Origin of the sequence: Pseudomonas sp. HMWF006 (genome assembly GCF_003061205.1) — a bacterium.
GTDB classification, from domain to species: Bacteria; Pseudomonadota; Gammaproteobacteria; order Pseudomonadales; family Pseudomonadaceae; genus Aquipseudomonas; species Aquipseudomonas monsensis.
On record NZ_QAIU01000499.1, the window covers coordinates 13,405 to 25,215 of the forward strand.

The 11,811-nt window shown below is 57.8% G+C and carries 11 protein-coding genes and 2 tRNA genes; all 13 read right to left on the reverse strand.

The window, feature by feature from the left end; translation table 11 throughout:
- Positions 1-2: 2 nt before the first annotated feature.
- Positions 3-2,108 carry a polyribonucleotide nucleotidyltransferase gene (pnp, locus tag DBR24_RS21835; RefSeq protein WP_123464544.1) on the reverse strand — a complete coding sequence of 702 codons (2,106 nt, stop codon included), beginning with the start codon at positions 2,106-2,108 and terminating at the stop codon, positions 3-5.
- A gap of 194 nt (positions 2,109-2,302) precedes the next feature.
- Entirely contained in the window at positions 2,303-2,572 is a 270-nt protein-coding gene (rpsO, locus tag DBR24_RS21840; RefSeq protein WP_011332409.1) for a 30S ribosomal protein S15, read from the reverse strand.
- Positions 2,573-2,715: 143 nt separating this feature from the next.
- Positions 2,716-3,633: a tRNA pseudouridine(55) synthase TruB gene (truB, locus tag DBR24_RS21845; RefSeq protein ID WP_128615782.1), complete on the reverse strand. Its 918-nt coding sequence runs from the start codon at positions 3,631-3,633 to the stop codon at positions 2,716-2,718.
- A 4-nt stretch (positions 3,634-3,637) separates the two neighbouring features.
- Positions 3,638-4,039 (reverse strand): 30S ribosome-binding factor RbfA, encoded by a 402-nt coding sequence (rbfA, locus tag DBR24_RS21850; RefSeq protein WP_128615783.1) that lies wholly within the window; start codon positions 4,037-4,039, stop codon positions 3,638-3,640.
- Between the two features lie 160 nt (positions 4,040-4,199).
- The gene (infB, locus tag DBR24_RS21855; protein ID WP_123451569.1) at positions 4,200-6,731 is read right to left on the reverse strand and encodes a translation initiation factor IF-2; all 2,532 of its coding nucleotides are present in this window, start codon (positions 6,729-6,731) and stop codon (positions 4,200-4,202) included.
- Between the two features lie 27 nt (positions 6,732-6,758).
- Positions 6,759-8,240, reverse strand: a complete 1,482-nt coding sequence (gene nusA, locus DBR24_RS21860; protein WP_003221546.1) for a transcription termination factor NusA — start codon at positions 8,238-8,240, stop codon at positions 6,759-6,761.
- 47 nt (positions 8,241-8,287) lie between these two features.
- Positions 8,288-8,746, reverse strand: a complete 459-nt coding sequence (rimP, locus tag DBR24_RS21865; RefSeq protein WP_007973115.1) for a ribosome maturation factor RimP — start codon at positions 8,744-8,746, stop codon at positions 8,288-8,290.
- A gap of 139 nt (positions 8,747-8,885) precedes the next feature.
- Positions 8,886-8,962 (reverse strand) — tRNA-Met (locus DBR24_RS21870).
- A gap of 97 nt (positions 8,963-9,059) precedes the next feature.
- Positions 9,060-9,145 (reverse strand) — tRNA-Leu (locus DBR24_RS21875).
- Between the two features lie 22 nt (positions 9,146-9,167).
- Positions 9,168-9,554 (reverse strand): preprotein translocase subunit SecG, encoded by a 387-nt coding sequence (gene secG / locus DBR24_RS21880; RefSeq protein WP_027610782.1) that lies wholly within the window; start codon positions 9,552-9,554, stop codon positions 9,168-9,170.
- A 4-nt stretch (positions 9,555-9,558) separates the two neighbouring features.
- Positions 9,559-10,314 (reverse strand): triose-phosphate isomerase, encoded by a 756-nt coding sequence (gene tpiA, locus DBR24_RS21885; protein WP_016986498.1) that lies wholly within the window; start codon positions 10,312-10,314, stop codon positions 9,559-9,561.
- A gap of 65 nt (positions 10,315-10,379) precedes the next feature.
- Positions 10,380-11,717 carry a phosphoglucosamine mutase gene (glmM, locus tag DBR24_RS21890; protein WP_123464540.1) on the reverse strand — a complete coding sequence of 446 codons (1,338 nt, stop codon included), beginning with the start codon at positions 11,715-11,717 and terminating at the stop codon, positions 10,380-10,382.
- Between the two features lie 16 nt (positions 11,718-11,733).
- Positions 11,734-11,811, reverse strand: a 78-nt coding sequence (locus DBR24_RS33220) for a hypothetical protein (RefSeq protein WP_256591729.1), incomplete at its 5' end; no start/stop codon positions are given.

Genomic DNA, 11,811 nt, shown 5'->3' on the forward strand with positions numbered 1-11,811 from the left:
GATTACACGCCCGATGCCTTGGCCGCTGCCACGTCTTTGATGGACAGCTTGATACGGCCGCGGTTGTCCACGTCCAGTACCAGCACTTCCACTTCCTGGCCTTCTTTCAGGATGTCGGTCACTTTCTCTACGCGAGCGTCGCTCAGCATGGAGATGTGCACCAGACCGTCCTTGCCTGGCAGGATGTTGACGAATGCGCCGAAGTCGACGATGCGCTCAACTTTACCCACGTAGATCTTGCCGATCTCGGCTTCAGCGGTGATGCCCAGAACGCGCTGACGAGCAGCTTCAGCGGCTTCTTTGGTTTCGCCGAAGATCTTGATCGAACCGTCGTCTTCGATGTCGATCGAAGCCTTGGTTTCTTCGCAGATCGCACGGATGGTCGCGCCACCTTTACCGATAACGTCACGGATCTTGTCGGTGTCGATTTTCATCGCGATCATGGTCGGAGCGTTGGCCGACAGTTCGGTACGCGACTGGCCAATGATCTGGTTCATCTGGCCGAGGATGTTCAGGCGCGCTTCCAGGGCTTGGCCCAGAGCGATTTCCATGATCTCTTCGGTGATGCCCTTGATCTTGATGTCCATCTGCAGCGCGGTGACGCCTTTGGCGGTACCGGCTACCTTGAAGTCCATGTCGCCCAGGTGGTCTTCGTCACCGAGGATGTCGGTCAGGACGGCGAACTTCTCGCCCTCTTTAACCAGACCCATGGCGATACCGGCAACCGGCGCCTTCATCGGCACACCAGCGTCCATCAGGGCCAGGGAAGCGCCGCAAACGGAAGCCATCGAGCTCGAACCGTTGGATTCGGTGATTTCCGACACTACACGAATGGTGTACGGGAACACGTCAGCGGCTGGCAGCATGGCCGAAACCGAACGACGGGCCAGACGGCCGTGACCGATTTCACGACGACCAGCGCCACCCATGCGACCACACTCGCCCACCGAGAACGGAGGGAAGTTGTAGTGCAGCATGAACGGGTCTTTTTTCTCGCCTTCCAGGGTGTCCAGCAGCTGTGCGTCACGGGCGGTGCCCAGGGTCGCGACTACCAGAGCCTGGGTTTCACCACGGGTGAACAGCGCCGAACCGTGAGTCTTCGGCAGAACGCCGACTTCGATGTTCAGCGGACGTACGGTTTTGGTGTCGCGACCGTCGATACGTGGCTTGCCGTTAACGATGTTTTCGCGAACGGTGCGGTATTCGATTTCGCCGAAAGCGGCTTTGACGTCGGCAGCCGAAGGCTGGCCTTCTTCACCGGACAGCTTGGCAACAACCTGATCCTTCAGCTCGCCCAGACGTGCGTAGCGGTCAGCCTTGACGGTGATGGTGTAAGCCTGGGAGATCGCATCGCCGAACTCGGCACGGATAGCGCCCAGCAGTTCGGTGGCTTCTGGCGCCGGAGCCCAGGTCCAGGTTGGCTTGGCAGCTTCAGCGGCCAGTTCCTTGACGGCGTTGATCACCACCTGGAACTCGTCGTGAGCGAACAGTACCGCGCCCAGCATCTGGTCTTCGGTCAGCTCTTTGGCTTCCGATTCAACCATCAGTACGGCGTCGGAGGTACCGGCAACGACCATGTCCAGGCTCGAAGCGGCTTGTTGTTCGTAAGTCGGGTTCAGCAGGTAGCCGGTGCTTTCGTGGAAAGCGACGCGAGCGGCGCCGATCGGGCCGTCAAACGGGATGCCCGAAATAGCCAGGGCAGCCGAAGTACCGATCATCGCAGCGATGTCCGGATCGGTCTTTTTGCTGGTGGAAACGACGGTGCAGACAACCTGCACTTCGTTCATGAAACCTTCCGGGAACAGCGGACGGATCGGACGGTCGATCAGTCGGGAAGTCAGGGTTTCTTTCTCGGAAGGACGGCCTTCGCGCTTGAAGAAACCGCCAGGGATCTTACCGGCAGCGTAAGTTTTTTCCTGGTAGTGAACGGACAGAGGGAAGAAGCCCTTGCCCGGATCGGCTTGCTTGGCACCGACGACGGTCACCAATACGCTGACGTCGTCGTCAACGGTGACCAATACTGCGCCGGAGGCCTGACGGGCGATGCGGCCAGTCTCGAGGGTAACGGTCGACTGACCGAACTGGAATTTTTTGATTACCGGGTTCACGGTGTCCTACCTTCTTTGTGGCTCTTGGGGGAACTGGTTTCTTGCGAAATTCTTGGGCAATGTCGGGAATCGGCCCAACGCTTGTCCGGGGTAAAACGTGTATCCAGATAAAACTTGAGGCTGGGAGCCTGCAAGGCGCCAGCGGTAAACCGCCGACGTCCCACAGACCACCAACCTCATAGCGCAATCGCTGATTAGCGACGCAGACCCAGGCGAGCGATCAGAGCGCTGTAACGGCTCACGTCCTTGCCTTTCAGGTAGTCCAGCAGCTTGCGACGCTGGTTTACCATGCGGATCAGACCACGACGGGAGTGGTGATCTTTACCGTTGGCCTTGAAGTGACCTTGCAGTTTGTTGATGTTGGCGGTCAGCAGTGCAACTTGCACTTCTGGCGAACCAGTGTCACCAACAGCTTGCTGGTAGTCAGCAACGATTTGAGCTTTTTCTTGAACGTCGAGAGCCATGAGGCAATCCTTTTATCAGGAAACTGTTTCAGAGAAACAGCTTCAACAGGCCAGGGACAAATCCCTGTATCTATAAATGAGTAGTGACCGTGCCTGTTAACAGCCACACTCGCCGGCACGCTGTAATACGCACCGGTTTCCGGTCATTCTGACCGAATCAAACGACGTGGCGCGATGCGCCCGTCTTCGCTCACTTCACCGATACCGATGAAGCGACCATTGTGATCCTGTACCCGCACCATGCCGAACTTCGGAGCATCCGGGGCACGTACCGGCTGGCCGTTGAGCCAGTAGAACGCGCTCGCTTCCGAAAAGTGCAGCAACGGCCAATCCTGCAGGCCGCTGTCCGATGGCATCAGGAAGCGATCGACCGCTTCGTTGCCGCCTTCGGCATGTACCGCTTCGAGCTCTTCGAGGGTAACGGTTTGCGCCAAAGTGAAAGGCCCGGCCTGGGTACGGCGCAATTCTGCGACGTACGCACCACAACCGAGTTGCTCACCGATATCCTCCACCAGGGTACGAATATAGGTGCCTTTGCTGCAATCCACTGCAAGACGCGCAGTATCGCCTTCGAAGGCCAGTAATTCCAAGCGCGCAATAGTAACAGAACGCGGTTCGCGCTCCACTACTTCGCCTGCACGGGCCAGCTTGTACAGCGGCTGGCCATCACGCTTGAGTGCCGAGTACATCGGCGGTATCTGACTGATTTCACCACGAAATTTCGGCAGGACCGCTTCGACGTCGGCGCGACCAACGGTCACCGGACGCTCCTGCAAAACCTCACCCTCGGCGTCTGCCGTGGTGGTGGTCTTGCCCAGTTGCGCCAGGGTTTCATAACCCTTGTCGGAATCGAGCAGGTACTGCGAGAACTTGGTGGCCTCACCGAAACACAGCGGCAACACGCCAGTGGCCAGCGGGTCGAGGCTGCCGGTGTGACCGGCCTTCTCGGCGTTGAGCAGCCAGCGAACCTTCTGCAACGCGGCGTTGGAGGTGAACCCCAACGGCTTGTCGAGCAGGATGATACCGCTGACGTTACGACGGATACGTTTGACCTGAGCCACCGAATTACTCCTTGGCGTCTTCAGGTGCAGGCGCGGTGACGTGCTGATTGTCTTCAGCCACGGCGCGCTCGATCAGGGCCGACAGGTGCGCACCACGGACAACGGATTCGTCGTAGTGGAAGTGCAATTGCGGCACACTGCGCAGCTTCATCTCACGGGCCAGTTGCATGCGCAGGAAACCTGCGGCGGCATTGAGCACCTTGATGCTTTGCGCGATATCTTCGGCGTTGTCCTGACCCATCACGGTGATGAAAATCTTCGCGTGACCGACGTCACGGCTGACTTCCACAGCGGTAATGGTGACCAGGCCGACGCGCGGATCTTTGACTTCGCGACGGATCAGTTGGGCCAGCTCGCGCTGCATCTGATCGCCGATACGTTGGGTACGGCTGTATTCTTTTGCCATGATTTTGTTACCTGTTACTGCCCCACGGTGAAACCCGCAAGGTCTGAAAGCGGCAAACGCCCGGCCTGACAAATGCCAGACCGGGCGTTGCGTTTAGAGTCCTGACGCCGTGGCGCGCATCTGCATGCGGCGGCTCGGCGCGGCCCTTGAAGTGCGCGAGTTAGAGGCTGCGAGCAACCTGAACCTTCTCGAAGACTTCGATCTTGTCGCCGACTTTGACGTCGTTGTAGCTCTTCACGCCGATACCGCATTCCATGCCGGCACGTACTTCGGAAGCGTCATCCTTGAAGCGGCGCAGGGATTCCAGCTCGCCTTCGAAGATAACGATGTCTTCACGCAGTACACGGATCGGACGGTTACGGTGCACAACACCTTCGATCACCATGCAACCGGCGATCGCGCCAAACTTCGGCGAACGGAACACGTCGCGCACTTCGGCCACGCCCAGGATGTTCTCGCGAACATCGCTGCCGAGCATACCGGTCAGAGCTTTCTTGACGTCTTCGATGATGTCGTAGATCACGTTGTAGTAACGCATGTCCAGACCTTCCTGCTCGACGATCTTCCGTGCGCCAGCATCGGCACGCACGTTGAAGCCGAACAGTACAGCGTTGGAAGCCAGTGCCAGGTTGGCGTCGGATTCGGTGATACCACCGACACCGCCACCCACTACGCGCACTTGTACTTCGTCGTTGCCCAGGCCATTCAAGGCACCGTTCAACGCTTCCAGCGAACCACGGACGTCGGATTTGAGGACGATGTTGAGCGTCTTCTTCTCGGCCTGACCCATGTTTTCGAAGATGTTTTCCAGCTTGCCGGCGTGAGCGCGAGCCAGTTTGACTTCGCGGAACTTGCCTTGACGGAACAGAGCCACTTCACGGGCTTTCTTCTCGTCAGCCACCACGCTCATCTCGTCGCCAGCGTCCGGGGTACCGTCCAGGCCGAGAATCTCGACAGGGATGGAAGGACCGGCTTCCTTGATTGGCTTGCCGTTCTCGTCGAGCATGGCACGCACGCGGCCATAGTTCGAACCGACCAGGACCATGTCGCCTTGGCGCAGGGTACCGTCTTGAACCAGAACGGTTGCCACCGGACCACGACCTTTGTCGAGACGCGATTCAACCACAACACCACGGCCAGGAGCCGATGGAGTCGCTTTCAGTTCGAGCACTTCAGCTTGCAGCAGGACGGCTTCAAGCAGCTCGTCCACACCAGTACCCATCTTCGCGGAAACCGGAACGAAAGGCGTGTCGCCACCCCAGTCTTCGGAAGTCACGCCGTGAACCGACAGTTCGCTGCGAATGCGATCGAGATCGGCGCCCGGCTTGTCGATCTTGTTCACTGCAACCACCAGAGGCACGCCGGCAGCCTGAGCATGCTGGACTGCTTCGATGGTTTGCGGCATCACGCCGTCGTCCGCCGCAACCACCAGGATCACGATGTCGGTCGCCTTGGCACCACGGGCACGCATAGCGGTAAACGCCGCGTGACCCGGAGTGTCGAGGAAAGTGACCATGCCACGATCAGTCTCAACGTGGTACGCACCGATGTGCTGAGTAATACCACCGGCTTCGCCAGCAGCTACCTTGGCACGACGGATGTAATCGAGCAGGGAAGTTTTACCGTGGTCAACGTGGCCCATTACGGTCACGACTGGAGCACGGGAGAACGACTCGCCTTCAAACTTCAGGGACTCGGCCAGGGAGTCTTCCAGGGCGGTGTCGCTGACCAGGGTCACTTTGTGGCCCAGTTCTTCGGCTACCAGTTGAGCAGTTTCCTGATCAAGCACCTGGTTGATGGTCGCTGGAGTACCTAGTTTGAACATGAACTTGATGATTTCAGCAGCCTTGACCGACATCTGATTGGCGAGATCGCCAACAGTGATGGTCTCACCGATCTGCACATCACGCACGACAGGGCCGGTTGGGCTCTGAAAACCGTGGGCGTTGCGCTTCTTCAGCTTGGCCTTGCCGCGACCACCGCGACGGAAGCCATCGCTTTCTTCGTCGGTAGTGCGTGGCGCCACACGTGGAGCCGGCGCTTTTTCTTTGACCGATGCGCGATGCGGAGCGTTTTTGCGCTCGCCATCACCACCACCGCTGCGACGATTGTTGTCGTCGGCACGTGGCTTGTCAGGACGGCGCTGTTCGTTCTGCTTGTTGCGAACTTCAGCAGACGGAGCTGGAGCAGCGGCAACCACCGGCGCGCTTTCACGCACAGGTTCGGCAACTGCGGCCGGCGCCGCAACGGCGTCGCTGGTAGCGGTCTGCGCAGCAGCAGGCTGGCGGCGCGCTTCTTCTTCGGCGCGCTGCTTGGCTTCTTCTTCAGCCTTTTGACGGGCAGCATTTTCTACTGCGCGACGCTCATCCAGTTCACGCTTGCGCTCGGCTTCGATTTCTTCCGGGCTACGCTGTACGAAAACTTTCTTCTTGCGAACTTCTACGCTGATGCTTTTGCTACCAGCCACACGCAGGGTGCTGGTGGTTTTACGCTGCAGCGTGATCTTGCGTGGTTCTTCCACTTTCGCCTTGTGGCTGCTTTTCAAGTGAGTCAGCAGGGACTGCTTCTCACTGTCAGTCACATTTTCTTCGGCGGCGGTGTGCGGCAGACCTGCCTCACGCATCTGCTGCAACAGGCGCTCTACCGGTGTTTTGACCTCATCGGCCAGTTGTTTCACCGTGACTTGCGTCATGCACTTCTCTCCTCAGGCCGCGCCTAATTACTCGAACCAGTGGGCTCGGGCGGCCATGATCAACTTGCCGGCACGATCATCGTCAATGCCGTCGATGTCGAGCAGGTCGTCAATAGACTGCTCGGCCAGGTCTTCGCGGGTAATTACGCCGCGCACCGCCAGTTCCATCGCCAAATCCTTGTCCATACCCTCAAGCGAGAGCAGGTCTTCGGCCGGATGGGCGTCTGCCAGCTTTTCCTCAGTAGCGATGGCTTTGGTCAACAAACGATCCTTGGCACGAGCGCGAAGCTCGTTGACGATGTCTTCGTCAAAGCCGTCGATGTTGAGCATTTCTTCCAACGGTACGTAGGCAATCTCTTCCAGGCTGGTGAAGCCTTCATCAACCAGCACCTGAGCCAGTTCTTCGTCGACTTCCAGCTCGTCGATGAAGTTGCGCAGGATGTCGCCGGTTTCTGCTTGCTGCTTAGCCTGGATGTCCGATTCGGTCATCACGTTCAGGGTCCAGCCAGTCAACTGGCTCGCCAGACGCACGTTCTGACCACCACGACCGATGGCCTGAGCCAGATTGTCTGCGCCAACGGCGATGTCCATGGCGTGGGCATCTTCGTCAACGATAATTGCCGCAACCTCAGCCGGGGACATGGCGTTGATCACGAACTGAGCCGGGTTGTCATCCCACAGGACGATATCAACACGCTCACCGCCCAACTCACCTGACACTGCCTGGACGCGCGAACCGCGCATACCGATGCAAGCGCCCTGCGGGTCGATGCGTTTGTCCTTCGAGCGAACGGCGATCTTGGCGCGCGAACCCGGATCACGGGACGCAGCCATTACTTCGATCAGGCCTTCGGCAATTTCCGGCACTTCGATGCGGAACAGCTCGATCAGCATTTCCGGCGCGGTACGCGACAGGATCAACTGCGGGCCGCGGTTCTCAGTGCGGATTTCCTTGAGCAGCGCACGCAGGCGCACGCCGACACGGAAAGTTTCGCGAGAAATGATGTCTTCACGGGCCAGCAACGCTTCAGCGTTGTTGCCCAGATCGACGATCACGTTGTCGCGGGTGACTTTCTTCACGGTGCCGGAGATGATTTCTCCCAGGCGCTCGCGATAGGCGTCAACCACTTGAGCGCGCTCGGCTTCACGCACTTTCTGCACGATGACCTGCTTGGCAGTCTGTGCAGCAATGCGGCCGAACTCGATGGATTCGATTTTTTCTTCGACAACATCGCCAACCTTGGCGCCCGGATGCGTTTCCGCAACCTTGCTTGGCCAGGTTTCGATGGCCGGATCATCGAGATCATTCTCTTCGACGACCGTCCAGCGACGGAACGTTTCGTAAGAACCGGTGTGGCGGTTAATTTCCACACGCAGGTCAACTTCGTCTTCAAAACGCTTTTTGGTAGCAGTGGCCAGAGCCAGCTCCAGCGCTTCAAAAATTACGCTTGCCGGTACGCCCTTTTCATTGGATACCGACTCAACAACCAGCAGTACTTCTTTGCTCATCGTACGCCTCGCCTTTCGCAAGCCATTGGATCCGCGGGATCCGCGTCTCAGTCAAAACTGGGAATAATGTTGGCCTTGTCGATCATATCGATCGGCAACAGGAACTCATGGTCTTCTACCTGCACCACGACGTCCTGTTCTTCTACACCGCGCAGAAGGCCCTGAAAGTTGCGTCGACCTTCAAAAGGCGAGCGCAGCTTGATCTTCACTTGTTCACCGGCAAATTTTGCAAACTGCTCAAGAGTGAACAGCGGGCGCTCCATGCCAGGCGAGGAAACTTCGAGGGTGTATTCAACGGAGATTGGATCTTCAACATCCAGTACACCGCTGATCTGACGGCTGACAATGGCGCAATCGTCCACCAGCACGCCGCCCTCTTTATCGATATAAACGCGCAACATCGAGTGACGACCCTGAGCCGAAAACTCGATCCCCCAGCATTCATAGCCCAGGGCCACGACCACCGGGGCCAGCAAGGCCTGCAACTCTTCTAGCTTGCTCGACACCTGAACCCCCTAGTGCATGATATGTGCATGCTTTGCAAAATAAAAAAATGGGCTTAACGCCCATCCTTGAAACGCCGTCGAATAGCGGCGTTGAAAGTGTCCAGCTAACAAAAAGCCCCTTAAAAGGGGCTCCTTAAACTGGTTGCGGGGGCCGGATTTGAACCGACGACCTTCGGGTTATGAGCCCGACGAGCTACCAGACTGCTCCACCCCGCGACAAAGCTGGGGCAGAAGTATACGACCGATCCCTTATAGGGTCAATGTAACCTTCCACCTGCAAGAAAGCCCGCAACAGCGGGCTCTCCTGACTAATTGGTACCGAGAAGGGGACTCGAACCCCTACACCCTATGGGCACAACCACCTCAAGGTTGCGTGTCTACCAATTCCACCACCTCGGCAAAACTACGTTTGAAACCCTTCTTACTTCTGCTCTTGAGCTGGAGGTACGTCAGTCGCTGGAGTAGCCGACTTTTGCTCTTGAAGCACCGGGACATCATCAGAAGCCGGTTGTTGTTGCTTAGGTACTTCCAACACTGCTGGATCCGGGAGACCTGCTTGAGTCAGCTGATGAGCTTTCTCTTTAGCAAAGTAACCTAACCCCAAGCTGGTTATGAAGAAACCGGCGGCAAGTATAGCAGTAAACTTACTAAGAAAGGTAGAGGAACCTTGGCTTCCGAACACAGTATTTGAAGCACCTGCTCCGAAAGACGCGCCAGCATCCGCACCTTTACCCTGCTGCAGCAAAACCAGAGCAACTACGCCCAATGCACCCAGCAGATGAAAAACGACTACGACTGTTTCCAGCATTTTTTCAGTTTCCCGCGGCGCGACAGATCGCACCGAACTCATCTGCATTCAGGGAAGCTCCACCAATGAGCCCCCCATCGATATCCGGCATGCCGAACAGTTCGACCGCATTGGCCGCCTTCACGCTGCCGCCGTATAGAAGCCGCACACCTCGTGCGACCTCAGAATTCTCTGCCGCCAACTGCTCGCGAATGGCTTTATGCACATCCTGCGCCTGTTGCGGCGTTGCAGTCAGTCCGGTACCAATAGCCCAGACCGGCTCGTAAGCAATGACTGCCTTGGCAAAGGCACCTACACCCAGCTCCTCGATGATACTGCCCAGCTGACGCCCGACAACCTCAAGAGTTTTACCGGCTTCGCGCTGTTCAAGGGTTTCCCCTATACACAACACCGGAATCAAGCCACATGCCTGTGCCGCTGCGAACTTGCGATTCAGCATCCCGTCTCGCTCGCCCATTATCTGGCGGCGTTCGGAGTGCCCGACAAGCACCAGGGAACAACCTGCATCCACCAACTGACTGGGAGCAATCTCACCCGTCAATGCACCTTGCATGGATTCCACCGCAGAGTTCTGCGCACCGACCGAAATCGACTTGCCTTTCAAGCCATCAATCACTTGATTGATATACAAGCAAGGCGGGAATACCGCGACATCAACACCGCTTGGCAAGGCCAGATGACGAAGGCCGTTGATCAGCTCAGCGACGCTGGCGCGGGTACCGTGCATCTTCCAGTTACCAGCTACCATAGGGCGACGCATGCTGTACCTCGTCGGTCAAAGTGGGCGCAGATGTTACCCAACACAATCATGGCTGGCAAGCCGAATCAGGCAGAAACTTCACTTACCAGTTTTGCCAGTTCTTCTGCATAGCCTCGAACCTGGGTTTCGTCCTCGCCTTCGACCATCACGCGCACCAGAGGCTCTGTCCCGGACTTGCGCAAAAGCACACGACCACGACCCGCCATCGCTTGGGTAACACGCGCACTGGCCTCCTTGACAGCCGGATGCTCGAGCGGGCTTTCACCGCCACCAAAACGCACATTGATCAGCACCTGAGGACACTTGCGCAACGCCTGCCGGGTTTGCGCCAGTCCTTCGTTTCGAGTCTTGAGCGCCATCAACACCTGCAATGCAGCGATGATCGCGTCGCCAGTCGTGGTGTGATTGAAGCAAACGATATGCCCCGAGTTTTCACCGCCGACCAACCAGTTACGCTCCAGCAACTCGGCGATCACATAGCGATCACCGACGTTGGCACGAATAAACGGAATCGAAAGATCCGCCAGCGCCAGCTCGAGCCCCAGGTTACTCATCAGAGTGCCGACTACGCCGCCCTGCAATTTGTCACGCTCATGCAGGTCACGCGCGATGATGAACAACAACTCGTCACCATCGACAATGGCGCCCGTGTGATCAACCATCAGCACCCGGTCACCATCGCCATCGAAGGCAATCCCCAGATCGGCGTGCTCAGCCATCACTGCCGCCTGCAACTGCCCCATATGGGTCGAGCCGCAGTTTTCATTGATGTTCAGGCCGTTCGGCTGCGCTGACAAGACGACAACTTCTGCGCCCAGCTCGCGAAAGACGCTCGGCGCCACCTTATAGGTCGCACCATGGGCACAGTCGATGACAATCCTGAGGCCGGCAAAACTGGTGCCGGTCGGCACACTGCTTTTACAGAATTCGATGTAGCGACCAGAGGCGTCATTGATGCGCGACACCTTGCCGATCTTGCTCGACTCGACCACGGTCATCGGCGTATCGAGCAACTCTTCGATCATCAGCTCCAGCTCATCGGGCAACTTGGTGCCTTTGCCGGAGAAGAACTTGATGCCGTTATCGTCATGCGGGTTGTGCGAAGCACTGATCACGATGCCGGCCTCAGCCTGGAACGTGCGCGACAGGTAGGCAATCGCCGGCGTCGGCATCGGCCCGAGCAGCATCACATCGGCACCCGCCGATGTCAGACCGGCCTCGAGCGCCGATTCGAACATATAACCGGAAATCCGCGTGTCCTTGCCGACCAACACCTTGCAGGCGCCCATCTTGCGGAACGCCATGCCGGCAGCCCAGCCGAGCTTGAGCATGAAGTCAGGAGTAATCGGGTATTCACCGACGCGACCACGAATGCCGTCGGTACCAAAATATTTCTTGCTCATAAGTGCTCCATCATTCTTATTCGGCTGATTCCACGGCTTCGATCATCCGCACCACATCTACCGTTTCCGCCACATCATGGACCCGCAATATACG